We start from the raw sequence: 25,739 nt of genomic DNA, 5'->3' as shown, positions 1-25,739 counted from the left end.
TAAATCATGACCCCGAGGGGCCTATTCACTTGGTCTTTGATCCGGCTTTGTGGGCCGGTTTTGGTTCCTAAGAGGAATTCTTGAAGAACCCATTTCAGAACCGGGGGCTTGGCTATTTCTTTTTGCCGAACCCCGGGAATCCCGGAGGCAAGCCACCGCCGCCTCCCAATCCCGGCAACCCGGGCGGCAAACCGCCCCCGCCACCGGTAAATCCTTTTGGCAAGTTGTTGAGGTCGGGCATATCGCCGCCCTCAAGCATTGCCGGGTCCATTTTCGGCATGCCACCAAACAGACCCTTTTTGCCCATCTTGCCCATCTTTTTGATCATGGTGGACATGGTCTGGTACTGCTTCAGAAGCTTGTTCACGTCCTGAACGCTCAGACCACAGCCAGCGGCAATACGCTTTTTGCGCGATGCCTTGATCAGGGCCGGGTTTTCACGTTCTTTCGGCGTCATCGACAGGATGATCGCTTCCTGGTGGGTCAGAAGTTTGGGATCAAGCTTGGTCTGCGACATCTGTTTTTTCAGCGCGCCCATGCCCGGCAGCATCCCCATGATGCCGGAAAGATCACCCATTTTCTGAAGCTGTTTGAGCTGTGCCAGAAGGTCGTTCAGGTCAAACTGACCCTTGCGCAGCTTCTTGGCCATTTTCTCGGCGTCTTCGGCCTTGATGTTTTCGGCAGCCTTTTCAACCAGGCTGACGACATCGCCCATGCCAAGAATACGGTTGGCGATACGATCAGGATGGAAGGCTTCCATCTCGTCGATTTTTTCGCCGATACCGATCATCTTGATCGGGCAGCCGGTGATCTGACGCATCGAAAGGGCGGCACCACCACGGGCATCACCATCCACACGGGTCAGAACGATACCGGTGATGCCGACCTTGTCGGCAAATTCCTTGGCAACGTTTACCGAGTCCTGACCGGTCATCGCATCGGTGACCAGAAGAGTCTCGACCGGGTTGACCGCATCACGGATCTGGGCGACTTCGCTCATCAGTTCCATGTCGATATGCAGACGACCGGCGGTATCAAGGATGACCGCGTCATAGCCTTCCTTGCGGCCGGTATCCATCGCGCGTTTGGCAATCGAAACCGGTTTTTCGCCCATGACGATCGGCAGAATGCCAAGACCGTTATCGTCGGCCAGCACTTTCAGCTGCTGCTGGGCGGCCGGACGATAGATATCAAGCGATGCCAGAAGGACTTTCTTGTTGCGCTTTTTGGTCAGGTTCAGCGCGATCTTGGCGGAACTGGTGGTTTTACCCGAACCCTGCAGACCGACCATCAGGATCGGAACCGGCGGGGTGGAAGCGAGATTGATTTCCTCGCCTTCGCCCAGCATGTTTTTCAGTTCGTCATGGACGATCTTGACGACCATCTGGCCCGGGGTGACCGAGCGCAGAACATCGGCACCAACTGCACGTTCGGTGGCGTTGGAGATAAAGGTTTTAACGACCGGAAGTGCCACGTCCGCCTCAAGCAGGGCGACGCGTACTTCGCGCATGGCTTCCTTGACGTCGGATTCTTTCAGCGCGCCACGTTTGCGCAGCTTATCGAGAACCCCGCCAAGGCGATCGCTTAGTCCTTCAAACATTCCAAATCCCGTCTGTGTTGCTGGTGTTTCCACCGTGTGCGCACAAAAAACTAAAACCCAGTGCTCGAAACTCGAGGACTGGGGGAGTCACCTCTTGGGCGACCTTTGGTGGGGAGGGTTTATTGGATCAGGGTGTGGGAGTCAAGCGCAATCGGGCGCAAAAGCGCGTTATTCTGCGCTTTTCATCCTGTTTGGCGCGCAATCGGCGATTCCGCCACTGTGCCCGGGTGTTTAACCGGCAGTCATGCCCGGTTCATGCCCAGAGTTACGCCGGCTCAATCGCGTGATTGTCAATCAGACGCGCTTTGCCAAGCTGGGCGGCAACAAAGATTCGGGCCGATTTTGTCACCGTATCGCTGATCAGTTCCAGTGTATTGGCATCGCGGACTTCAAGGTAATCAATCGGATCAAACCCGGCAGACAGGATATCTTCGCGCCCCTTGGCCAGAAGCGGGCCCAATTCGGCACCCTTGGCGGCCTTGGCAGTGATGTCACCCAAGACCTTGTTGAGTGTCGGGGCAATCGCACGTTCGTCGGGTGTCAGATAGCGGTTGCGCGATGACATCGCCAGACCGTCATCTTCACGCAGGATCTTCGCCCCGATGATCTCGACCGGGATGTTCAGATCTGCGCTGAAACGCCGGATGATCATCAGTTGCTGATAGTCTTTCTGACCGAAAATCGCACAATCGGGCAGGGCCTGAAGCAGCAATTTGGTGACAACCTGTGCCACGCCATCAAAGTGGCCGGGGCGGGCCGCCCCACACAGTACATCGGTCATCGCGCCATCCACCGAGACCTTGGTGGCAAAGCCGTCGGGATACATTTCCTCGACCGAGGGGGCAAAGCACAGCTCCACCCCGGCGTCATCGAGCAGTTTCTGATCGGCGGGCAAGGTGCGGGGATAGGCACCGAAATCCTCGTTCGGGGCGAACTGGGTCGGATTGACGAAAATCGAAACAATCACCCGATCTGCGTGTTCACGGGCAAGGTGTGTCAGGCTGATATGGCCATCATGAAGCGCGCCCATGGTCGGAACCAGGGCGACACGCAGGCCTTCGGCGCGCCAGTTGGCAACAGTCGCGCGCAGATCAGCGACAGTGTGAACAGTCGTAAGGGACATCGTTTTCGTCGTATCGAAGATTGCTGAAAATCGCGGCGGTCTGGATCAGACCGCGCGCAACTTACCTTTTTTCGCTAACCCAAAGCAATGTTCATCCGTCGGGAACTGACGGGTGCGCACTTCGTCGGCGTATTGGCCGACGGCCTCGGATACCGCATCGCCAAGATTGGCGTAGCGTTTGACGAATTTGGGCGTGAAGTCGGAAAACAGGCCAAGCATGTCTTCGGTGACAAGAACCTGCCCATCACAGGCGACCGAGGCACCAATGCCGATGGTCGGGATGTCGATGGCCTCGGTGATCTGACGTGCGACGGGTTCAACCGTGCCTTCGACGACAACCGAAAAGGCACCGGCCTTGGCAACCGCCTTGGCATCAGCAACGGTTTTGCGTGCGGTTTCTTCGTCACGGCCCTGACTTTTGAAGCCACCCATGGTGTTGACCTGTTGGGGCATCAGGCCGATATGAGCCATGACCGGCACGCCGCGCATGGTCAGGAATTCGATGGTTTCGGCAAGTTCGGCACCGCCTTCAAGCTTAACAGCGGCACAGCCGGTTTCAGCCAGAATGTGGGATGCGGTGCGGAACGCCTGTTCCTTGGATTCCTGATAGCTGCCAAACGGCAGATCAACAACAACACAGGCATTCTTTGATCCGCGCATCACGGCCTTGCCATGGTTGACCATCATATCGACGGTCACGGCAAGCGTGCTTTCCATGCCATAGACAACCATTCCCAGTGAATCACCGACCAGAAGCAGGTCGCAATGTTCATCAAGGCGTTGCGCCATCGGCGCGGTATAGGCCGTCAGGCAGACAATCGGATCTTTGCCCTTGCGGGCACGGAGTTCTGGGACGGAGGTCCGGCCCATCTTTTTGCTGGTGGCACTCATGACGTTTCTCCCCCGGTACAACCGGATTTCGCTGCCCGATCTTTGTCGAGCGTGCGGTCATGTTTACAATATCATGACCGCGATCGGGAAACCTTTTTTGCAATCGCGAAATAGGCAATTCGGCCAATAACCGGGATTCCGGGCGTGGTTTGGCTGATGGTTCGAAGTATCAGCGTCCTAAAATGCTATTGGCCGATTACAGGCACGCAGAAATCACAGACCTTCGGCAAGATCTTCAAGCATGTCGAGACCGACCGCCTCGATATGGCGGTTATCCTTGAGCGTGATCGTTGCTTCCTTGCGCAACTGGGTCAGGGTGCGTGACACGGTTTCAATGGTCAGACCCAGATAGTCTGCAATGTCGGAACGGCTCATGGGCACGTTGATGGTCTCGCTGCTTTCGCCGCGATGTTCCTGACGGCGGGCCAGCATCAAAAGGAAGGATGCGACCTTTTCCTTGGCGGTCTTGCGGCCAAGCAGAAGCATCTGATCCTGTGCGGCGGCCAGTTCATCGACCGCCATGCCCAGCATGCGTTTTTCAAGATGCGGAAACTTGTCGAACAGTTTTTCCAGCTTCTGGCGCGGGAACCGACATGCTGTTACCGGTTCAATCGCCTCGGCGGTGTAGCTGTAATTGGCATTCAGTGCGAGGCCAAGAAAGTCACCTGCAAACAGGAAACCGGTGATCTGACGGCGGCCATCGCCGAGCAATTTATACAGCTTTACAGAGCCGGATGTGACGTTGAAGACGTAATCGGCGTCTTCTGCCTCGTGGAAAATCGTGGTGTGCGGGTCATAATGTGCATGCGTAAGCAATTGACGCAGCTGATCATGTTCATCGCCATGCAATGCGGAGCAAAAAGTTAAGTCCTTGATAGAACAGGCTTCGCAGATTTGGGGGCGGACTGCCATCGTAGACTCCGATGCTGGTGACCCGGTAGGCGGATTGTAAACAAATCTATCCGATGAGATAGCCTTGTTTCAAGCAATTCTAACTATCGCCTTGATGGAACTTCTTTGAGTTCCCCGGAGGCGTGACGTCATCGTCATCAAACAGAATGCGATTTGCCGCACCTTCCATATCGTCAAACTGCCCGGAACGCAACGACCACAAGAAGGCCCCAAGGCCAAGAAGCCCCAGAAACAATGCAATCGGGATCAGGAGAAGGAGGTTGCTCATGGCATTATATCCCTGCCTGCTGCGACAACGTGGTCGCCGGTTTGATGCCGACCCCGTCAGACTTGCCCGATTTTGCATGTAAACGCAAGGCATTGGCGATCACAATCAGGGATGACGATGACATGGCGATTGCCGCAAAAAGCGGGGTGACAAACCCTGATACCGCCAGCGGGATCGTGATCACGTTATAAGCAAAGGAAAGGGCAAAATTTTGACGGACAAGTCGATCAGCCTTGCGCGCGACATCAATTGCCTCGATCACGGCGCCAAGCCGATCCCCCTGAAACACGATATCAGCCGCATTTTGCGAAATTTCGGCGGCGGTTGCCGGGGACATTGAGGCATGGGCGGCGGCAAGGGCCGGTGCGTCGTTGATACCATCGCCGACCATCAAATCATGGTTGCCGCGATCAGCGCGGGCCTGAATATGGTTGGCCTTTTCGGTTGGCGACATCCGTGCCATCCAGCTGGTAATGCCGAGTGTTTCGGCAAGCTGGCGCACGGTGCTTTCGCGGTCACCTGACAACAGGGTCATCTCAAAGCCACGCGTGCGCAGGGTGTCGATCACTTCTGGTGCGTCGCTGCGCATCGTATCGCGGAAGACAAACCGGGTCGGGGCAATGCCCGGCTCAGACAGCCACAATTCCGGTCCGGTAATATCGGATGGCACATCGGCGTTTTCGGCAACATCGCAGAAAGCACGGCTCCCAAGGCGAATCGGGCCCGCGGGACCCTGCATCATCAGGCCAAGGCCAGCTTGTTCGGTAACATTGGTTTGTGGGGTCACGTTTCCAGCGGCACGCACCAGTGCGCGGGATAACGGATGATTGCTGTTGGCGGCCATGCCGGCGGCCAGCATCAATTTGTCTTGCTGTGGTTCGCCGACCAGTTCAGGTTTGCCTGTGGTCAATGTGCCGGTCTTATCGAAAATGATGCCGGTAATCTTGGTCAGTCGTTCAAGGGCGGTCGCCGATTTGACAAGAATACCCGCACGCAACAGACGCCCGGTCGCAATGACCTGAACCACAGGGACTGCAAGGGCCAGCGCGCACGGGCAGGTAATAATCAGAACCGCGATGGCGTTCATCAGCGCATCCTGCCAGCCAATCCCACCAATCAGCCACCAGCCGATAAAGGTCGCCAGCGACAGGGTATGAACAACCGGCGCGTAGGCCTTTGCCACCCGATCAGCAATGGCGACATATCTGGCACGGCCCTGTTCGGCATTTTCCATCAGGCGCACGATTTCGGACAGCAACGTATTGCCACCAGTCGCGGTGACTTCGATACGAAGCGGCGCGGAAATATTGGTGGTTCCAGCAAATACGGTGGTGCCCGGACGGGTCAGGACGGGGATGCTTTCGCCGGTGATGATGCTGGTATCGACATCAGATTGGCCGTCGATCACCTTGCCATCGATGCCGATCCGTTCACCGGCCGCAGCCAGAACGATCATGCCCGGTGTGGCCTTTTGCGGTGCGATCAGGCGCCGCGTGCCATCAGGTTCAATCACGGTGATCGAGCGGGCATTTAGCGATAGAAGATGTTCAGCCGCCGAGCGAGCCTGCCCGCGTGCGCGACCATCAAGATAGCGCCCGATCAGCAGGAAGAACAAAAGGGTAATCGCACTGTCAAAATAGGCATGCGGTTCGCCGCGGATGGTTTGTGCCAAACTCATGCCCAGTGCCAGAATGACGCCCAGACTGATCGGCACATCCATATTGACGCGGCGATTGCGAATGGCGCCAAGGGCGGATCGATAAAACGGCAATCCGGCATAGGCGGCGGCAGGCAGCGCGATCAGGGCCGATATCCAGTGAAATAGATCGCGGGTCGCCCCGCCCATGCCCTGAAAATATCCGGCCCAGACCGAGACCGACAGCAACATCACGTTACCTGCCGCAAACCCGGCAACCGCCAGACAGCGCAGCAATTCCTTGTTGCGTGATGTTGTTGCCTGTTCAAGGGCGGCCGGATCAAACGGGATCAGGCGATAACCCATCTGCATCACCGGGCGAATGATGTCTTCGATATCGGAAACATCGCCTTGCCAGGTCAGGCGCAGGCGGCGTGTCGTCATATTGACGCGGGCCTGCAATACGGCACTGTTTCGTTGCAACAGGGTTTCGATCAGCCAGACACAGGCCGCGCAATGGATGCCATCGACCATCAGGTTCAGATGATGATGACCGTCGTTATCGGTGCTGGCCAGTTCGGTGAAATCAAAGCTTGCGATTTCATCTTCGTCCGGGCGAAGGGCCCGGACCTTGGGATCGATTGCGCGTCGGTTGTAATAGGATGTCAGCCCCATTTCGCCCAATAGCTCAAAGGCGCCAGCACACCCGGCACAACAAAAGTCGGGTGCGGCAGGTGACATGGCTGTCACCGGCTCGCCACAATGGCGACAGGGCTGAAGGGCGACGTTCATGGATTTACGACGACATACTCGACAGTTTGATAATCATCTCCCATCGCGTTGGCGATGGTGCGCAATTGCCAACGACCATAAACCGGGAAGGCAGCACTTGCACGATATTCACCCGGTGCGATTTCGGCCATCGCGATGGTGGTATCAAGATCATCACGGTCTGCCCGCGACATCACAATGGACATTTTTGCCCCGGTGATCGGGTTAGAATCTTTGTCGCGGAACAGAACGGTGATGGTGCCGTTTTGATCAATGACACCATCGACACTAAGCTTGCTGCGCCAGCCAAGTTCTTCCTGACGGGCGGCCCCGGAAATGGCCGCGTTATAATTGTTGCCCTCTTCGAAGGCGTGCTTGGTCACAAGGCCATTCCAGCTGGTCATCGAAAAGGTGATCAGCGAGATATTGGCAATCAGCATGACGGCGAAGCCGCCGACAAAATACCACGGGATCCAGCGATCCGACTTGCGCGGGCCATTCTGATCTGTGGAAGGTGATGTCATCTGCATTGCCATATCTTGTCTCCTGAACTGAAACGCTTTTGCGATCAGCGGTCGTTTTCCGGACCGGCGAACACTGTATCATATGTTTCGGTGTTACCGGTTTCCTTATCGGTCACCGTGAATTCAAACGGTGTCGATTTACCATCAAGTGTTTGGGGATCAGCCGCCACAAAGACACGGAAACTGCCGACCCGGTCGGGGGCCACGTCCAGATCATAGGTGCCGTCCTGGTTCGGGGTCAGGCCGATGATCTGGAAGTCAGTTGCGTCAATCCCCTCAAGCGACAGAACATAGGTTTTTTCTGACTGTTCCTTGTTGAGAACCTTAAGGGTATAGCCGTTGCGCACGTCACCATCAGACAGGGCAACGAACAGCGGGTTACGGTCGCGCAGAACATTGAGTTCAAGTACCGAACGGTTGGCAAGACCAAACATCATGACGGAAGCGACGAGCACCAGAAGCACCGCATAGATTATCGTTCTGGGGCGAATGATGCGTACACGTGTGGCTTTGCCCTGAGCGCGCAGTTGGCTGTTCTGGACCGAGTCGAACCGAACCAGATCGCGCGGGAAGCCGACCTTGTCCATCATCTCGTTGCAGGCATCGATGCACAGCCCGCAACCAATGCACTCCATTTGCAGGCCATCGCGGATATCGATACCGGTCGGGCAAACGTTCACACAGGCGTGGCAGTCGATGCAGTGGCCGGTTTCGGGCACTTCGCCGCGCATAAGGTTTTTACGTTTGATCGGACCACGCGTTTCCCCGCGCCAGCTTTCATAGGTGACGATCATGCTTTCATCATCAAGCATGGCGGACTGGAAACGCGGCCACGGGCACATATAGGTGCAAACCTGTTCACGTGCCCAACCTGCCAGAAGGTAGGTCGAACCCGTCAGGAACGCGATGGTGACATAAGTGCCAAAGGTGGCATTGGCGGTGAAGATATCGACCATCACGGTCGGGGCATCGTGGAAATAAAGGACAAAAGCACCACCGGTTGCCATGGAAATGACGATCCATGCCAGATGCGTTGCACTTATTTTCCAGATTTTTTCCAGCGTCCATTTCGATTTGTCGAGGCGGACACGCGCGTTGCGGTCACCCTGAATATAGCGTTCCACCAGCATGAACAGATCCGTCCAGACCGTTTGCGGGCAGGCATAACCGCACCAGATACGCCCGAACAGGGACGTTGCAAGAAACAGCCCGACAGCGGCCATGATCAGGATGCCGGTAATGTAATAGACTTCCTGCGGCCAGATTTCGATAAAGAAGAAATAGGCACGCCCCAGATCCATATCGATCAGAACGGCCTGATCAGGCGCGCTTGGTCCTCGGTCCCAACGCAACCATGGCACGACCCAGTAAATGCCGAGAAGTGCAATCAGCGCAAACCACTTCAGATTCCGGAAACGTCCTGAGACGCGCTTCGGATAGACTTTGTCGCGCTTTTTATAAAGCGGGACTTCATCGTAATCACCTTCGTCGACGATGTGCGGGACGTTTTTGGGTTCGATATCTGGTTGCTGCAAAGTGGACATGGCCATGTTCGCTACCTGGTTGTTGCTCTGAACCTTGCGACTGCTCTCTGTGCGGGGCGAACCCGCCAGTCGCTTTGAAGGTTGGTCTGTCAGGAGAACTCGGGTTTCTGGCAGCTTTGCAGAGCAAACTCTAATTATTCAAATCTCAGGCAGAAAATACGAGAGACCCGGCTTGTCCACCATGACACATGTCAATTTATTAGCCGATATTGGTATGAATTGTTGGGGGTGAGCTGCCCGGCAAAGAAAAAGGCCCGCGATTACAAATCACGGGCCTTTTGGGAAAAGTTGTATTTGAACGTGGACTTACTGGCCGCCACCGAGCGAGTGGACATAAACCGTCAGCATTTTGATGGTTTCTTCGTCCAGACGGCCTTCCCATGCTGGCATGACGCCGCGACGGGAATTCATGACCGTTTCGGTGATGGTTTCTTTCGAACCACCATAGAGCCAGATGGCATCCGTCAGGTTCGGTGCACCGAGATCCTGAATGCCTTTGGCATCGTCACCGTGGCAAGAAGCGCAGTTTTCCTCAAAAACGACCGCTCCGCGATCGGCCGCAGCGGCGTCAGTTGCACGGTCCGTGAAGGACAGAACATATTGAACCACATCGTCGATCTGGTCGCGTTCAAGCAGTTCGTCACGCCCAAATGCCGGCATATCATTGAAGCGGGTATCTTCATTGGCATCCCAGCGCACACCGACATGCAGTGTCTGGTTGATGGCATCAAGCGTCCCGCCCCAAAGCCACGCATCGTCCTGAAGCGACGGGAAGCCCGGGTTACCCGAACCACCGGTGCCATGGCACGGTGCGCAGTTATCGGCGAAAACGGCCTTGCCGCCAGCCATGGAGAAGTTCAGAAGTTCGCTGTCATTGGCGATTTCCGATACATCCAGGGCAGCCAGACGTTCCATGTAAGGTGCACGTTCGGCCGCAACACTGGCCATGGTTTCGTGCAGTTCGGTACGGTTGGTGGTGCCAAACATACCTTTGAGATAGTCATTGGCAGTCGGCCAGGACGGGTAAACCACCCAGTAACCAACAGACCAGATGACGGTGATCCAGAAGACATAGACCCACCAGGACGGCAGCGGAGTATTGAGTTCCTTGATGCCATCCCATTCATGACCGGTGGTATCTGTGCCGGATACCTGATCTTTCTCGACTTTTGTCGACATTGCTCTGTTCTCCCCTCAATCCTGATCCCGGAAGGGGATCTGCGCATGCGATTCCATGTCCTTGTTGCGCTTTTTGCTTGGCCACATGACCCAGGCAATAATTGCGCCGAACAGCAGCATCAGCCACAGACCCCACAGAGGGCGGAAAAAGTCAGCGAGTTGCGTAAAGAATTCCATGACGATCCCCTTGCATTAGCGCAGGTTCATCTGCGGGTTGTAGGTGGTGAAGTCGACCATCCGGCCCAGGACCTGCAGGTACGCAACAAGCGCATCCATTTCGGTCAGTTCTGCCGGGTTGCCGTCAAAGTCACCTGTTGCCGCATTCGGATAGCGCGCGAGGAAATCATCGTCATAGGCCGCATCCTCGCTGGCCTGCAGATACAGGTCTGCCTTGGCTGCCTCGATCATCTCGTCTGTGTAGGGGACACCTACCATCTTGAGGGTCTCGAGATGTGCCTGAGCGTCATCGAAATTCAGTTTGCGTTCCGCCAGGAACGGATAACCCGGCATGATCGATTCCGGCACAACAGCGCGCGGGTCAATCAGGTGGGCCACATGCCATGCGTTGGAATATTTTCCGCCGACACGTGCCAGATCCGGACCGGTTCGTTTTGACCCCCACTGGAACGGATGGTCATACATCGATTCTGCTGCAAGGCTGTAATGGCCATAACGTTCGACCTCGTCACGGAACGGACGGATCTGCTGGGAATGGCAGTTATAGCAACCTTCACGGAGATAGATGTTACGACCGGCCTGTTCGAGTGGCGAATAGGGACGGACACCTTCCACTTTCTCAATGGTCTGTTCCATCGTGAACAACGGTACAATTTCAACGATACCGCCGATGATGATGGTCAGGAAAATACCAAGGATCAGAAAGAAGACGTTCTTTTCTACGATATGGTGTTTTTTAAGAAGCATCTCTGGTTCCCCCCTTATTCGGCTGCAACGGGTGCAGGTGTGCCGATTGGTGCTTCGTTACGGAGGTCACCCTTGATGGTCTTGTAGATGTTCCAGACCATCAGCAGCGAACCCAGCAAGAACAGCAGGCCACCGGTTGCACGAATGATGTAGTAGGGATGCATTGCCTCGACAGTTTCGATGAAGGAATACTGCAGGAAGCCAAGGTCGTCATAGGCGCGCCACATCAGGCCCTGCATGATCCCCGAAACCCACATCGAGGTGATGTAAAGAACGATCCCGATGGTGCCGAGCCAGAAGTGATGAGCCACAAGGCGCATCGAATACAGGCGTTCACGGTGCCAAAGGACCGGGATCAGGAAGTAGATCGCACCGAAAGATACGAAGGCAACCCAGCCAAGAGCACCGGAATGCACGTGACCAATGGTCCAGTCGGTATAGTGCGACAGGCCGTTGACCGCCTTGATCGACATGACCGGGCCTTCGAAGGTTGACATGCCGTAGAAACCGACAGCCGCCACCATGAAGCGCAGAACCGGGTCCGTGCGCAGTTTGTCCCAGGCGCCCGAAAGCGTCATCAGACCGTTGATCATCCCGCCCCATGACGGCATCCACAGCATGATCGAGAAGGTCATGCCAAGGGTCTGTGCCCAGTCAGGAAGTGCGGTGTAGTGCAGGTGGTGCGGACCAGCCCAGATATACAGGAAGATCAGCGCCCAGAAGTGGATGATCGACAGGCGATAGGAATAAACCGGACGTTCGGCACGTTTCGGAATGAAGTAGTACATCATGCCGAGGAAGCCAGCCGTCAGGAAGAAGCCCACAGCGTTATGGCCGTACCACCACTGGGTCAATGCATCCTGCACGCCCGAGAACATCGAATAGGACTTCGTGCCCATGAACGAGACCGGAATGGCAAGGTTGTTGCCAAGATGGAGCATCGCAATGGTCACGATAAAGGCCAGATAGAACCAGTTCGCGACGTAAATGTGCGGCTCGGTACGTTTCAAAAGGGTGCCGACAAACATTGCCAGATAGCAAACCCAGACGATCGTGATCCAGATATCAACGAACCATTCCGGTTCGGCATATTCACGACCCTGGGTCACACCGGTGACATAACCGATGGCCGCCATCACGATGAACAGCTGGTACCCCCAGAACACGAACGCCGGAAGTGCGCGGCCGCCATAAAGCGGTGCGCGGCAGGTACGCTGCACGACATAGAATGACGTTGCCAGAAGCGCGTTACCGCCAAAGGCAAAGATCACTGCCGAAGTGTGCAGCGGACGCAGTCGTCCGAAGTTCAGAAATTCTGTATCAAAATTGAGAACCGGAAATGCGAGCTGCCATGCAATGACATCGCCCACCAAAAATCCGACTACTCCCCAAAATACGGTCGCAAGTGCGGCCCAGCGCACAACGTCCATATTATAATTGACAGCAACTGAAGGCGATGCTGCCTGTGCCATGCTCCCCTGGCTCATGCTTGACTCCCGTTCAAGGTGGTCGGGTGAACTGCCCAAAACCCTCTCGGGCAGTTTCAATAGTCCCGATGAACCGACGACCTTCTTGATCTTCGGTCCACCTGCACAAAAAGCCCCACCCAAAATGCACCTTGTCTGAAAGTCAGGGCGCGTTATTCCGGGCGAGGTTTCCCAATTCGTTCGGCGAGTATGCGGACAGTTCATCCAAAAGCCATTGACCTACGTCAATCTCGGCTTGCAAACCCGTCAGAAATTCAATCGGCGGAAACGTATTGGCCCTTCGGCTGGGTACTTCTGTACTGGCTGTGTTTATGCGCGCCAAACCCTCAAAAGGTGTTGATGCACATCAAGGTGGGGCCGATTTATTTCCGGCATGATCTGCTAAATTCCAGAGGGCAGGATCATGTCAGAAGCCTATAAGTCACTTCCACTTACAGCACAGACAGCGGATATGACATATCCGCTGGTTCAGATGTTGAAAGTCGACATGTCTTTTGACCGTTGGCGTGCATTCGTCGATCAGTATTGCATGCCGGTTAACAAGGATTCCGTTGGTGCAGGCACCGACGGTGATGACATCCTCTGGCAACGTGAGCGCGGCATCATCGTGATCGCCAACGAGCGTGGCTATATCCATGGACTGTTTTCGTATTATGTCCGCGATGACATGACCGATGGCGTTGTCTTGCATGTCGACAATGTGATGGCGGTTGAAATCGTGTCGGGCGACTATGTCCTTGATGCCATGCGCGATGCCATGAGCCGACTTGCCCGCGTGCATGCGTGTAGCAATGTCTATGTCTCGCTTGGTGAACCGGATGAACGTCTCAGGGCCTATTTTTCCCGGGCCGGTTATGCGCCAAGCAAGGTGCGCTATTGTGCGCCGACAACCCCGCGACTTTCTGCCTGATTTATCCTTTTTCGGATGCGCGACAGTGCGATTGGCGTAATGCCGATAAAGCTTGCGATCTGTGCCTGTGTCAGGCGCGGGACAATATGGGCGTAATCTTCAAGAAACCCCTGATATCGATCCTGGGCGGACAGGCACAGGAATTCGTATTCGCGCTTTTCCTTGCGCATGCTGACCTGTTCGTTGAAATCAAAAAAGATCGCCATCAGGTCCGGTGAACGTGCGGCAAGTTTGCGCAAGCCGTCATAGGGCACGGACGTAATTTCGCAGTCCTCAAGACATGTGATGGCAAAGTGGCTGGGCTCGCCCAGGATCTGGCAACGCCTTGCTCCCATGATCGCATTTTCCGCAAAGAAGCTTTTGATCCATTCCTTGCCCTCGAATGTGACATAGGACATCTGTGCAAGGCCTTTGCGCAGAAAAATCACATCGCCGCAAACCTCACCCTGTTTGATGATCTGGCTGCCTTTGGCGTGGGTTGTGGTCCGTATCTTTGGTGCCAGATCCGGATCAGCCCTGAGCTGTTCGATCAAATCGTAAATGTTCATGCCCAATAAACCCGGGTTAATGCCAGTCCCACTGCGTAATGGCCAACTGTCGCTGATCTGAACACCAGACTACGCGGATGGGAAGCCAATATGAACACACAATCAGGAACTGTCCTTATTACCGGGGCAACATCGGGAATCGGACGCGAATTGCTGGGCATTTATCATGCGCAGGGTTTTAACGTGATCGCGCATGGCCGGTCCGAGGTGAAGCTTCATGACCTGAAAGACCACTATGCGGGTTTGCAAACGGTGTGCGCAGATCTGGCCTATCCTGCATCCGTTGATGCGATGATGGCCGATATTTTGCGCGATGTTCCGCGCCTTGACCTTGTGATCAATAACGCCGCGGTACAAGAAAGGGGCGTTTTGACAGATGTGGAATTCAGCGCGTCTCTGGCGGATCGGGAAATTGCGATTAACCTGCAGGCGCCCATCCGCATATGTCATGCGGTGATCAAGGCATGGACAGAACAGGGCCATACCGGCACGCCGCAACGGGCCGGGGTCTGGAGTCGCATCGTAAATGTGTCTTCCGGGCTGGCCTTTTTTCCCAAGACGGGCAGTGCGATTTATTGCGCCAGCAAAGCTGCGCTTCACAGCTTTTCCCAAAGCCTGCGTTACCAACTTATTGCCGCAGACCTGCCGATTGCCATCAGCGAGGTGTTCTTGCCGGTGGTCGACACCCCCATGACCGCAAGCCGCGACATTGCCAAGATCCCCGCACAGCAGGCCGCCCTTGCCATTCATGACGGCATTCTTGCCGGGCAGGATGAAATCTATGTCGGCAAGGCACGGTTGATCCCGGTGGTCACCCGGTTGTCGCCGTCCCTGATGAAGTCAATTTTGCGCAAGGGGTAGGCAATCATGAAAGATCTTCTGAAAACCGGACTGGTGCTTGCGACCTGCTTTGCTGCGACCTTCGGGATATTGATCGCAACCGGGCTTTTGCAACGCGATGATGTCGTGCGCTGGCTGGAATATGCCGAGCAAATTGATGCGTGGCTTGTCGCGACGATTGTCATTGCGCTTTTGGTGGCGGATTTGTTCATTGCTGTACCGACGATGACGGTTACCGTGTTGGCGGGATATTTCCTGGGGCCACTTGGCGGCGCATTGGCCGCTGGAACCGGTATGATCACCGCTGGTGCGATGGGATATGGGATCAGCACGAAATTTGGCCGTTCGGTTCTGCGTCGAATCATCTCCGATGAAGAGCGTCTCAGCGAGATGGAGGAGGTCTTTTCACGTTATGGCCTGATTGTCTTGATGATTTGCCGTGCAATGCCGATCCTGCCCGAAGTGTCATGCTGTCTGGCCGGCGTGACCCGGATGCGATTTGTGAAGTTCGGCTTTGGCTATCTGATCGGCACGGTTCCATACGTGATTGTGTGTGCCTGGCTCGGCGCGCAAAGTTCGGCCGCTGATCCGATGCCTGCCATTTGGGGGGCTGCGACAGTTTCGGTTGTCATGTGGTTATGCTGGTTTTTCCTGATCCGTCATCACAGACGGTCGCATCGCCGGGTTTGATCGGGGCGAGGTTGCGCGACACTGTGAATAACCCACATATGGACGTGCTTTGGAATCACGACTATAAGGCGGGTATGAACGGTATTCCTTTTGTCAAAATGCATGGTTTGGGAAATGATTTCGTTGTCTTTGACGGACGACGCGATCCCGCTGTGCTTGATCTTGATGACGCGACCGCTGCCCGTATTGCCGATCGCAAAACCGGGGTCGGTTGCGATCAGTTGATCGTCATCGAACCGGCCCGCGATGATCTGGCCGATGCCTTTATGCGCATCCGTAACAATGATGGCGGCGAGGTGCAGGCGTGTGGCAATGCGACCCGCTGTGTGGCCAATATCGTCATGGGCGAACTTGGCCGCAAAGACGTGATCATTGAAACCGTTGTCGGTTTGCTGGATGCCAATGGTCTGGCCGATGGCCGTGTCACAGTTGATATGGGGCAGGTCAAACTCGATTGGCGTGATATTCCGCTGTCCGATGCTGTCGATACCAATCATATTCCGCTTTCACTCGGCCCGCTTTCAGATGCGGTGGGTGTCAATGTTGGCAACCCGCATGGTGTTTTCTTTGTTGATGACGCCGAGTCGATTGATATCGAGAAATTCGGTCCGGTGCTTGAACATCACGAAATGTTCCCGGAACGCGCCAATATCGAAGTTTGCAGCATCATTGATGAAAACAAGATCCGCATGCGCGTTTGGGAACGCGGTGTCGGCGTGACCCGTGCGTGTGGGACAGGTGCCTGTGCGGCTGGTGTTGCGGCTGCACGCCGCGGCCTGACCAGTCGCAAGGTCGAAGTAATCCTTGATGGTGGGCCACTGACCATTGAATGGCTGCCTGACGATCATGTGTTGATGACCGGCCCGGTCGCGACCAGTTTTTCTGGCTTTTTGCACGCGTCCCTTCTGGGAAACCATTGATCAGGTTTTCCTGATTGGTCTTTTGACCGGTTTGATCTGGCCTTGCGTCGGATGAGGTGATCGGGCAAAACAAGGCGCATCAGGATTTGGTTCAATCCATGTCGGGACACCCAATCCCGTCTTTTGTGAAACTCAAAAGCAGGTTCAGATAATGGCTGACTTCAATACGCTTGACGGTGTCAATGTCGCTGGCAAGCGCGTTTTGCTGCGCGCTGATCTTAACGTTCCGATGAAGGATGGTGTTGTTGGCGATACGACTCGTATCGACCGCACCGTACCGGGCCTGATCGAACTGGCCGATGCCGGGGCGAAACTGGTGGTGATTACGCATTTCGGTCGTCCCAAAGGTGCGCGCGTCCCGGAAATGAGCCTGAAACCGGTTGCCGATGCCCTTGCAAAGCAGCTTGGCCGTCCGGTGAAGTTTGCGGATGATTGCATCGGTGATGCGGCGGCAAGCGTGGTCAACAGCCTGAAAGACGGCGAAATCGCGCTTCTGGAAAACCTGCGTTACCACGCCGAAGAAGAAAAGAACGACCCGGCCTTTGTCACTGAGCTGGCAAAGCTTGGCGATATGTATGTCAATGACGCGTTTTCCTGCGCGCACCGCGCACACGCCTCGACCGAGGGTCTGGCACGCGCGCTTCCGGCCTATGCCGGTCGTTTGATGCAGGCTGAGCTTGAAGCGCTTGGCAATGCGCTGGAAGCGCCAAAACATCCGGTGATGGCGATTGTTGGCGGTGCGAAGATTTCCACCAAGCTTGATCTGCTGGGCAACCTTGTTGCCAAGGTCGATCAGCTGGTGATTGGCGGTGGCATGGCCAACACCTTCCTGGCAGCCAAGGGTGTCAATGTTGGCAAGTCACTGTGCGAGCATGACCTGCTTGATACCGCGCGTGAGATTTTCAAAAAGGCCGAAGCTGCCAATTGCGAAATCGTCCTGCCGGTCGATGGTTTGGTGGCCAAGGAATTTGCCGCCAATGCGCCGTATGATGTTTGTGATATCAACGACGTCGCGGCAGAGGGCATGATCCTTGATGCCGGTCCGGCAACCATCGAAGACCTGAACAAGCGTCTCGAGACTTGTGAAACGCTGGTCTGGAACGGCCCGTTGGGTGCGTTTGAAATTACCCCGTTTGACACGGCAACCGTTTCGGTCGCCCAGCATGCAGCAGAACTGACCAAGGCCGGCAAGCTTCTGTCGGTTGCGGGCGGTGGCGACACGGTCGCAGCCCTGCGTCATGCCGATTCTGATCAGGCATTTTCCTATGTCTCGACCGCAGGTGGTGCGTTCCTGGAATGGCTGGAAGGCAAGACCCTTCCGGGTGTGGCGGCCCTTCGCGCCAGCTAAGCCGTTTGGTTTGAGTACAAAACAACAAACCCCGCCAAGTTGGCGGGGTTTTCTTTTGCGGCGGGCTTTGAAAGCCTAGTCCTTTTTGACGTCAGGCAGGCTGTTCTGGGCCGTGCTTTGCATGATTTCATCGCGTTCGGTCAGGAACCCTGCATAGCCGTTTTCCATCATGGCTCCGCCCAGTTCGATATAGACGGTGAACAGACGCGATAAGGTATCGGCCTCGTCCGTATCCAGAACGGACAACAATTCACCCGATCTGGCTTGCCCGGTTTCGAAATGCTCCCATGCATGTTCGAGCAGGATTTTACCGAGATAATCGAGATCACCATATTTGCCCTGACCGATGGCATTGCGGATTTCACCAAGGGTGATGTCAGCAGCGATCAGGACTTCTGAGGGGATGGTGACAAGGCGGTCGGGGCCTTTGATGTCTTCGGGCAGGTCGCGCAGGATGTGGATGATATAGCAAAAGATAGCCATGTCCCGCGCGTGATAGAGCGGCGGATTGGTCAGTGGCGAGGTATAGCCGATCTCTGCGTCATATCGGGCCGACAACAGATAAACAAAAATCGATGCCGGTGCCGCGGTTGCCCCTTCGCAATAGGCGATAAAATCGTCCCATTCGTCCATCGGTTCTTCGGCGATGTCACGATGAAGCGCGTCAGCCAGTTCGATCCATGGATCTGCGGGAAGGTCGCTGCGTCCCAAGGTCAAGCGCAGGGCCTGATAGACCTCAGCCGACAAAGGGCCGTTTTCGGGCAGCGGATTATCCAGATCTGCCTTGGCGGCGATGACCTGTGCTTGCCATTGATGAATGGTTTGCAGGACAAATTCGCGTTGGGCATCGCGCTCGGCATCGGGAAGTTCAAGGAACCCGTCATCGACGATATCGTCGATCACCCGCATTGATGCATAGGCTGCCAGAAAGAAACGCTGCCGTTCGGGCGAAAGGCGCATTGCGGCACGATACAGATTGGCATTCTTTGCAGCTGCCAGTTCGTTGCAGGCATCGAATGGTGGTCCAAGTACAGCCTGTTCAGGAGGGAGCGAATGGCTCATGCGTGTCTGGATGTCCCGTTGGTTTGCTTTCAAACAGTCATACAGCACTGCCAGCGCTGCGCAACATCCGAATTGGGAATTGTCAGGGGCGTTGGCATACGGTGCGCGATTGCAATATCAGAACTGGATCCGGTATCTGGCCGTCAGCCCCAACATGGCATCAATGCCATCAAGTAGACCGTCACTGGGGCTCGTTGTGGTCAAATCACGTGAAACCGAGCCATGCAGACCGATCCAGATATCTTCGAGCGGCATGTAGGACAGGGAGCCAGCAAGTCCGGCATCGTTGGTCAAGCCTGTGCCGGTAAAACCGAACCTTGAACGCGCACGATGTTGCATACCGAATGCATCGGTCTGGTAAACACCGAAATTGCCCGGCGTCGCGGCATCAAGATCAAGGAACGGTCCGACGGTAAAACCGACATCAGGAGACGGTGAATAGCCAAACCCGATTTGCGCATTCATGCCGTGATCAGAACGCGGCGTGCCACCAAATTCAAGCCAGTACTGTGCCGGATTGTGAGGATCTGTTGCATCGGGACCAAGTGTCAGGCCATAGCGCGCCGACGGGGTAAAACTGCGATCAAAGCCGGTTGGGTTTGAGGATGAAATGCCGCCGGGGCCAAATGCGCTGCCGCCCGGGATCAACGTGACGCCAGTTTGCGATGTTGGTTCAGTTTGAAGCGATTGGGCAAAAGCCGAGGCGTTCTGAACCAGACCCGCATGCAGCAAAGCCGTCAGAAATATCCATATCCGGTGTCTTTTTGCCCAATTTGGCCAATGCAGCTTTTTCATGTCGCCTGTGCCCACAGGTGATCAAACAACCACAGCAATCGAGGCAACAGCCAGACTGCGTCCTTTGCCGGACGCTTGAATGGTTTGATTTTGTCGGTCCCAACCAACAACCGTTGAACCCCTGCTGCGTTCTTGGCGCGCAGCAAACTTCATCGGGTTCTTGACGGACGGGGGTTTTCAGGCGTGACTTGATCCTGCGATTTACCGGGGATTGCCGGTCAGGATGTGCTCGTGCTCAGAAAGTCCCGAATTGCGTCGATTTGCGCTTTATCATTTAAGTGGGGTGCGTGCCCGCAGTTCGCCACTGCAAAAACTGGCATTTGTGGTTTTTTCTGCTTCATTTTATCGACGATGGATTTCGGAATCAGATCGGACTGTTCGCCACTGATCAGCATGACCGGGCAGGGCAGGGCTTCAAATTCGGCCCAGGCATCAAAGTTATCAATATGTTCGGCAAAAACGCGCATCACTTGCGGGTCGTAATGCATCATGAAATTGCCATTGGGCAGGCGACGTACGGAACGCGATGCCAAAAAGGCCCAAGTCGCATCATCGGCCACGCCGAAGGATGCATAAACCAGCCGAACAAGCTGTTCGACCTCGTCGATGGTTTCAAATTCCGGGGACGCCCCGACATAGGATTTGATGCGGGCAACCGCAGCAGGATCAAGTTCGGGGCCAATGTCATTAAGCACCAGCCGTTCGATACGTCCGGCAACTTCGGTTGTGGCGTAAAGGCCAATCAGGCCACCCATGGATGTGCCGATCCAGTCGCAGGTATCAATGTTGAAATGATCGAGCAGTTCAAACATCTGCGCGACATAGAAGGGCACGGTGTATTCCGTGTCCGGGTCGCTGGCCCAACCGGAAAATCCCCGCCCGATCATTGATGGACAGAGGACATAATATTTGTCGGTGAAATGCGGCGCGACATGGTCAAAGTCATCGGCCAGCCGGGCAAGCCCGTGCATCATCAAAAGCGGTCGATTGGCCGGATTTCCCCACGCCCTGACATGGACTTCATAGCCACAGCATTTGACGAAATGTTCGCGAAAATCGGCCATGGGGTGCTCCTTGTCAGGGATGTATTGTTCGGATCATCAGGCGGACTTCTTGCGGGCGATCATGAACAGGCGATTGAACGGAAACAGGGTACGTCCGTCATCGCGTGACGGATAGACCTGATTAAGCCGTTCCTTGTATTTCGCAGTGAATTTTGCGCGCGCTTCATCATCAGGCAGGGCATCCATGACGGGACGCAGGATGGTTGAACTGGTCCAGTTATAGACCGCATCTGGCCCGGTCAGCACGTGACAATATTGCGTCTGCCAAAGGTCGACTTCGTCACATGCAGGTGTCAGCACATCGAAATAATCACCCGGGCGCATGATGCGGGCCGCATGCATCGCGGTTGCCACTTCCTTGCGCCAGTCCATGCCCGCTTCGCCGATCAACTGGTGGCTGGGTGCCAGGAAATTGTTCGGCACCTGAATGGCGATGATGCCGCCGGGGCGAAGATGTTCAAGAAGGCGCGGAAACAGCTTTGAGTGATCGGGCACCCAGTGCAGGGCCGCATTGGAAAACAGCAGATCAACGGGCGCGTCCGGTTGCCAGTCGGCGATGTCGGCCTTTTGCCAGGTGATGTTTTCATCCCGCTTGCGCGCGGTTTCAAGCATCTCGTCTGACGAATCAACACCTGTGATACGTGGTCCGGCAGGATCGCTTGAGCCATATGCATCGGCAAGTATGGCTGTTACCGAACCCGGGCCACAGCCAAGGTCGACAATATGATGCGGTGAAAATCCGCTTGCCGGTTTGGGCAAACGCGAAATCAGATCGATGGCCGGTCGCAGGCGTTCATTGCCAAACAAACCGTAGCGGGCGGGATCCCAGTGTGTATTGCTCATGGGGAAAGTCTTATCGCGTTTCGGATGTCATTTGAAGCATCGAGGAGAGGTGCAGACAAAAACAAGCGCCCCAGACCAGAGGTTGGGGCGCATAAATCCGATGACACATCAAAAACAGCGATCAGTGATCGGACGCTTCGAGCTGGTCATAATGGCCCTTGATCAGATGGAACATGAACAGTACGGCACCAATGAACATCGCAAGTCCGACGAAGTAGGAATAACCGTCCTGCGAACCTGACGCGTAAAACAGGCCGAAAAGACCGACCACGATGGTCAGAACACCAAAGATCAACCGATCCATACCCATGTTGGAACTCCTCTAAGCCGAATGTTTGTTATTCAAATTTATCGAAAACTGTACTGCGATCAAACCGCAAACATCGTCTTATGCCTGACCCTTTTCGCGAATTCTTTGCGGTATGTCATGAAACTCGGCGGCAATTTGTAAATAAACCGGCCTTTTGAACGGCACGATAAGGTCCGGCAGGGTCGCCAGATCGTTCCAGCGCCAGCTGTCAAATTCCGGATCCGGGACATCAATATTGATGTGTTTGTCCTTGCCGGTAAAGCGCATGGCGAACCATTTTTGTTTCTGGCCGCGATACTTGCCCTTGAACGCCTTGCCAATCAGGTGTTCGGGCAGATCATAGGTCAGCCAGTTCGGTGTTTCGGAAATGATTTCGGCCTTGTCGGTGCCGATTTCTTCCTTGAGTTCGCGCATGGCGGCTTCAATCGGCGTTTCGCCATCATCAATACCGCCTTGTGGCAGTTGCCAGGCGCCTTCAAACCCGAAACGGTTCCCCATCCAGACCAATCCGTCTGCGTTAAACAGGGCAATACCGACGCATGGCCGATACGGAAGATCATCTGCCGTGACTTTGTCTGCGTTCGGGGTGTCGGACTTCTTTGCCATGACTGCTCCTGACTGACAGGGCCGGGGTACCGGCATCTGTCATTAGTTCTCGATTGTGTTGGCGGGTTCGTCGGGCTCCGCAGGATCGGCAGGTTCCGAAAGTGCTTCTTCCTGCTCTGCCTGTTCGGCCATGACCTCACGTTCGCGTTCTTCGGCTTCAAGACGGGCGGCCTCTGCCTCGTCGGCAGATTGCGGCGTGACCTGCTGGCCTGATACGGCACTGACCGGGACCAGAACGACCCCCTGGCGTTTCAGGCGGAAGGCCCAGTTGCGTAGTCGCTGGATCGTCACCGGGTAGGATTGCGCGATCCCGACGGCTACGCCATTGCGTTTGGCGATCTCGACCAGTTCGGCCAGTCGCCTGTCAATGTGGCGGCGGCTTGGTGTGTCATCAATGATGACATTGCTGATCGCATTCGGTGTTCCATCGTTTGCCGCCAGTTGCGCGCCATAGCTGGCGACACCGCTTCCGGTGCCTTCGACATACATAAGACCAGTACGCGAAATGAATTCGATCACCGGGCGAATGGCGCTATCGAGGCTGCCGAATTTCGACCCCTGACGGCTGACCAGACCGGCATAGCCTGGGAAACGTGCCAACAACCATTCCAGACGGACAAGGTTTTCACCCTCTGAGAGGGATGTCAAAAGTGCGCGCGGTCCGGGGTCTGACAGCGGGAAGTCTGCCGGTTCCATAGGAAGTTCAAGGAAAACCTCGTGGCCCATGGCGCGCGCTTCGCGGGCAACCGTTTGCAAATCGCGGGCATAGGGCGAAATCGCCAGTGAAATGTTCAGCGGCAGATCATTGATGGCCGCGTCGGTGCGTTCTTCGTTCAGGCCAACCCCGGTCAGCATGACGGCGACAACCGGGGTACCTTCGGGCAGTTCGAACGGGCGCTTGTAGGCTTCAAACGGTGTGGTGCCATCATCGCCGATACGCGGGATGCGGCCAAAACTGCCTTCCTCGTCAAGACCGGGCAGCGGGGCCGGGCGCAAGGGATCGGGTTCGATCGGTTCGTCGAACGATCCTTCTTCCTCGATCAGGGCGGCGAGTTCTTCTGGTGTCGGGGCGCCATCACCGGTGCCATCGGTTGTGCCCGGTGTTCCGATCAGGTCGGAAACGCCATCAAGGTTGCCGGCAATGTCTTCGGCCGACTGACCTTGGCCATTCGCACCATTTGCTGCCTCCATCGCGGCGCGATCGCGATCCTGAATGTCCTTAACACCGCGCGCGATTTCTTCTTGGAGTTCGCGTTCGGTGCCCGGAACCGTGATCGTGGCTTCCGGCCCGCCAGCATGAAACAGCCGCCAGCCGGTTTCCGGATCAAGCACCGGGATCATCGCGACCGCTGTTGCGCAAAATGGCGACAGGAACAGGGTAATGATCAGCAGTTTCGAAAGCCAGCTACGCCGTGATTTCGGTCGCTTTGGCATTCGTTTGAACTGCACTTCGATCGGCAGTTCATTAAAGGGCAAGTCATCGAGATTGACGTTGTCTTCATCGTCGTCGGCGTCAGTCATCCCGTCGCCAAGGTCGTCGGCCAAATCACTGGCCATGTCCTCGTCGATGTCACCGTTCTTTTTCTTTCGGAACGGCAGGGAATTTAGGATTTTCCTGAACACGCGCAACTAGTCTCTCACGATGCCGGGTCCAACCTTACCCATTCGGACGCGGGCCAAACAGCGAAATACCCCGGATCATGTCAAGCGCACGCGACAGCTGATAATCATCAATCGCCAGCTGTTCGGCCTCGTCACGGCGGGAATTTGCATCCTGTTCCGCATCTGTGATGCCTTCGTCCTCGTTGCGAAGGGCGCCACTAAGCGATGCTTCGGAGCGACGGGTATCCGCCTCGATGCTTTCGACGCGTGCCTGCGGAACAATGATGTCCGGCACAATGCCGACTTCCTGAATGGATTTGCCTGACGGCGTGTAATAGCGCGCCGTGGTCAGACGAAGTGCCACGTTTCCGGGCATCGGCAGGATGGTCTGGACCGATCCCTTGCCAAAGCTTCGCGTACCCATAATGACCGCACGGCGGTGATCCTGAAGCGCGCCTGCAACGATTTCGGAAGCCGAAGCAGAGCCATCATTGATCAGAACAACAATCGGCAAACCTTCGCTGAGGTCACCGCTGCGTGCATTGTAACGTTCGGTGTTTTCGGTATCACGCGGACGGGTCGATACGATTTCACCCTTATCAAGGAAGGCATCGGAAACCGAAATCGCCTGATCAAGCAAACCGCCCGGGTTGTTGCGCAGGTCAATCACCAGACCCTTGATTTCAGGACCGATTTCTTCGCGCATGTCAGCAATGGCGCGCTGCAGGCCGCTGGCGGTCTGTTCGTTGAACTTGGTGATACGGATATAGCCGATATCGTCTTTCGGTTCGGCGCGGACCGACTGGATCTTGATCACCGCACGGGTCAGGGTCACGTCAAATGGTGCCTGTTCACCCTTGCGAATGATGGTCAGAACGATGTCGGTATTGACCTTGCCGCGCATCATCTCAACCGCGTCATTCAGCGTCATGCCGCGAATGGCGGTGCCATCGATATGCGTAATGAAGTCGCCCGGCTGAAGGCCTGCCTTTTCGGCGGGCGTGTCATAGATCGGGGCGATGACTTTGACAAAGCCGTCTTCCATGGTGACTTCGATGCCAAGACCACCGAATTCGCCGCGGGTATCGACCTGCATTTCCTCGAAATTATCCATATTCAGATATGAGGAGTGCGGATCAAGCGATGTCAGCATGCCGTTGATGGCCGCTTCGATCAGTTTTTTGTCATCGACGTCTTCGACATATTTGCTTTTGACCTGTTCGAACACATCGCCAAACAGGTTGAGCAGCCGATAGGTCTCAGCCGAGGAGGTTGAAGATTGCGCCAAAACTGGCGACGCAAGGCCGATAGTCATGCCGGTCGCGAGTGCGAGTACTGCCAA

At 55.6% G+C, this 25,739-nt stretch carries 26 protein-coding genes; 5 read left to right on the top strand and 21 right to left on the bottom strand.

The genetic code is table 11. The annotated features are described in order from the left end of the window. Positions 1–112: 112 nt before the first annotated feature. The 12 genes from ffh to ccoN form a co-directional block, all read right to left on the bottom strand. On the bottom strand, positions 113–1,600 hold the full coding sequence (ffh, locus tag FHI25_RS14965; protein WP_063089190.1) for a signal recognition particle protein: 1,488 nt from the start codon (positions 1,598–1,600) through the stop codon (positions 113–115). 265 nt (positions 1,601–1,865) lie between these two features. Then, positions 1,866–2,723 carry a pantoate--beta-alanine ligase gene (panC, locus tag FHI25_RS14960; RefSeq protein WP_210519042.1) on the bottom strand — a complete coding sequence of 286 codons (858 nt, stop codon included), beginning with the start codon at positions 2,721–2,723 and terminating at the stop codon, positions 1,866–1,868. Positions 2,724–2,768: 45 nt separating this feature from the next. Then, the gene (panB, locus tag FHI25_RS14955; protein ID WP_210519040.1) at positions 2,769–3,614 is read right to left on the bottom strand and encodes a 3-methyl-2-oxobutanoate hydroxymethyltransferase; all 846 of its coding nucleotides are present in this window, start codon (positions 3,612–3,614) and stop codon (positions 2,769–2,771) included. Positions 3,615–3,827: 213 nt separating this feature from the next. Beyond that, complete coding sequence (locus FHI25_RS14950; protein WP_051007599.1) at positions 3,828–4,526, bottom strand: cyclic nucleotide-binding domain-containing protein; 699 nt, start codon at positions 4,524–4,526, stop codon at positions 3,828–3,830. A 79-nt stretch (positions 4,527–4,605) separates the two neighbouring features. Then, a complete protein-coding gene (gene ccoS, locus FHI25_RS14945) occupies positions 4,606–4,794 on the bottom strand; it encodes a cbb3-type cytochrome oxidase assembly protein CcoS (protein ID WP_008889820.1) in 189 nt (62 codons plus the stop codon). 4 nt (positions 4,795–4,798) lie between these two features. After that, positions 4,799–7,222, bottom strand: coding sequence for a heavy metal translocating P-type ATPase metal-binding domain-containing protein (locus FHI25_RS14940; protein ID WP_210519039.1), 2,424 nt, complete (start codon positions 7,220–7,222; stop codon positions 4,799–4,801). Beyond that, the gene (locus FHI25_RS14935) at positions 7,219–7,737 is read right to left on the bottom strand and encodes a FixH family protein (RefSeq protein ID WP_008889822.1); all 519 of its coding nucleotides are present in this window, start codon (positions 7,735–7,737) and stop codon (positions 7,219–7,221) included. The genes FHI25_RS14940 and FHI25_RS14935 overlap by 4 nt, the downstream gene beginning before the upstream one ends. Positions 7,738–7,769: 32 nt before the next feature. Further along, on the bottom strand, positions 7,770–9,275 hold the full coding sequence (ccoG, locus tag FHI25_RS14930; protein WP_210519037.1) for a cytochrome c oxidase accessory protein CcoG: 1,506 nt from the start codon (positions 9,273–9,275) through the stop codon (positions 7,770–7,772). Between the two features lie 300 nt (positions 9,276–9,575). Continuing rightward, positions 9,576–10,448 (bottom strand): cytochrome-c oxidase, cbb3-type subunit III, encoded by an 873-nt coding sequence (gene ccoP / locus FHI25_RS14925; protein ID WP_210519035.1) that lies wholly within the window; start codon positions 10,446–10,448, stop codon positions 9,576–9,578. A gap of 15 nt (positions 10,449–10,463) precedes the next feature. Further along, positions 10,464–10,625: a cbb3-type cytochrome c oxidase subunit 3 gene (locus tag FHI25_RS14920; protein ID WP_008889825.1), complete on the bottom strand. Its 162-nt coding sequence runs from the start codon at positions 10,623–10,625 to the stop codon at positions 10,464–10,466. Positions 10,626–10,640: 15 nt separating this feature from the next. Further along, positions 10,641–11,372, bottom strand: a complete 732-nt coding sequence (gene ccoO / locus FHI25_RS14915) for a cytochrome-c oxidase, cbb3-type subunit II (RefSeq protein WP_008889826.1) — start codon at positions 11,370–11,372, stop codon at positions 10,641–10,643. 14 nt (positions 11,373–11,386) lie between these two features. Next, on the bottom strand, positions 11,387–12,859 hold the full coding sequence (gene ccoN / locus FHI25_RS14910) for a cytochrome-c oxidase, cbb3-type subunit I (RefSeq protein WP_086013192.1): 1,473 nt from the start codon (positions 12,857–12,859) through the stop codon (positions 11,387–11,389). A gap of 403 nt (positions 12,860–13,262) precedes the next feature. Here ccoN and FHI25_RS14905 point away from each other — a divergent pair, with 403 nt between their 5' ends. After that, positions 13,263–13,769, top strand: coding sequence for a hypothetical protein (locus FHI25_RS14905; RefSeq protein WP_210519033.1), 507 nt, complete (start codon positions 13,263–13,265; stop codon positions 13,767–13,769). Here FHI25_RS14905 and FHI25_RS14900 read toward each other — a convergent pair. Beyond that, complete coding sequence (locus tag FHI25_RS14900; protein WP_210519031.1) at positions 13,733–14,317, bottom strand: Crp/Fnr family transcriptional regulator; 585 nt, start codon at positions 14,315–14,317, stop codon at positions 13,733–13,735. The genes FHI25_RS14905 and FHI25_RS14900 overlap by 37 nt on opposite strands. A gap of 90 nt (positions 14,318–14,407) precedes the next feature. On the opposite strand from FHI25_RS14900, the gene FHI25_RS14895 reads away from it, so the two are divergent. The 4 genes from FHI25_RS14895 (at position 14,408) to FHI25_RS14880 (ending at position 18,115) form a co-directional block, all read left to right on the top strand. Beyond that, the gene (locus tag FHI25_RS14895) at positions 14,408–15,178 is read left to right on the top strand and encodes an SDR family NAD(P)-dependent oxidoreductase (RefSeq protein WP_210519029.1); all 771 of its coding nucleotides are present in this window, start codon (positions 14,408–14,410) and stop codon (positions 15,176–15,178) included. Positions 15,179–15,184: 6 nt separating this feature from the next. After that, positions 15,185–15,847, top strand: a complete 663-nt coding sequence (locus FHI25_RS14890) for a VTT domain-containing protein (protein ID WP_210519027.1) — start codon at positions 15,185–15,187, stop codon at positions 15,845–15,847. A gap of 74 nt (positions 15,848–15,921) precedes the next feature. Next, positions 15,922–16,767 carry a diaminopimelate epimerase gene (gene dapF / locus FHI25_RS14885; protein WP_210519025.1) on the top strand — a complete coding sequence of 282 codons (846 nt, stop codon included), beginning with the start codon at positions 15,922–15,924 and terminating at the stop codon, positions 16,765–16,767. Positions 16,768–16,918: 151 nt separating this feature from the next. Beyond that, complete coding sequence (locus tag FHI25_RS14880; RefSeq protein ID WP_210519023.1) at positions 16,919–18,115, top strand: phosphoglycerate kinase; 1,197 nt, start codon at positions 16,919–16,921, stop codon at positions 18,113–18,115. Between the two features lie 75 nt (positions 18,116–18,190). Here FHI25_RS14880 and FHI25_RS14875 read toward each other — a convergent pair whose 3' ends face one another. From FHI25_RS14875 to FHI25_RS14840, 8 genes are all read right to left on the bottom strand, one after another. Next, positions 18,191–19,177, bottom strand: coding sequence for a squalene/phytoene synthase family protein (locus FHI25_RS14875; protein ID WP_210519021.1), 987 nt, complete (start codon positions 19,175–19,177; stop codon positions 18,191–18,193). Positions 19,178–19,294: 117 nt separating this feature from the next. Continuing rightward, on the bottom strand, positions 19,295–19,909 hold the full coding sequence (locus FHI25_RS14870; protein WP_210519019.1) for a hypothetical protein: 615 nt from the start codon (positions 19,907–19,909) through the stop codon (positions 19,295–19,297). A gap of 281 nt (positions 19,910–20,190) precedes the next feature. Continuing rightward, on the bottom strand, positions 20,191–21,036 hold the full coding sequence (locus tag FHI25_RS14865) for an alpha/beta hydrolase (protein ID WP_064781169.1): 846 nt from the start codon (positions 21,034–21,036) through the stop codon (positions 20,191–20,193). A 36-nt stretch (positions 21,037–21,072) separates the two neighbouring features. After that, complete coding sequence (locus FHI25_RS14860) at positions 21,073–21,879, bottom strand: methyltransferase domain-containing protein (protein WP_210519017.1); 807 nt, start codon at positions 21,877–21,879, stop codon at positions 21,073–21,075. Positions 21,880–22,000: 121 nt separating this feature from the next. Next, positions 22,001–22,189 (bottom strand): hypothetical protein, encoded by a 189-nt coding sequence (locus FHI25_RS14855; RefSeq protein ID WP_008889835.1) that lies wholly within the window; start codon positions 22,187–22,189, stop codon positions 22,001–22,003. A gap of 78 nt (positions 22,190–22,267) precedes the next feature. Beyond that, entirely contained in the window at positions 22,268–22,795 is a 528-nt protein-coding gene (locus FHI25_RS14850; RefSeq protein WP_008889836.1) for an RNA pyrophosphohydrolase, read from the bottom strand. Positions 22,796–22,837: 42 nt separating this feature from the next. Further along, positions 22,838–24,418 (bottom strand): divergent polysaccharide deacetylase family protein, encoded by a 1,581-nt coding sequence (locus tag FHI25_RS14845; RefSeq protein WP_349238022.1) that lies wholly within the window; start codon positions 24,416–24,418, stop codon positions 22,838–22,840. Between the two features lie 34 nt (positions 24,419–24,452). Beyond that, a complete protein-coding gene (locus FHI25_RS14840; protein WP_246879140.1) occupies positions 24,453–25,712 on the bottom strand; it encodes a S41 family peptidase in 1,260 nt (419 codons plus the stop codon). Positions 25,713–25,739: the final 27 nt, after the last annotated feature.

The sequence above is a fragment of the Thalassospira sp. ER-Se-21-Dark genome, from assembly GCF_017922435.1.
Classification (GTDB): domain Bacteria; phylum Pseudomonadota; class Alphaproteobacteria; order Rhodospirillales; family Thalassospiraceae; genus Thalassospira.
The sequence above is the reverse complement of the archived record's forward strand: the minus strand, read 5'-3'. Positions and strand labels throughout refer to the sequence as shown.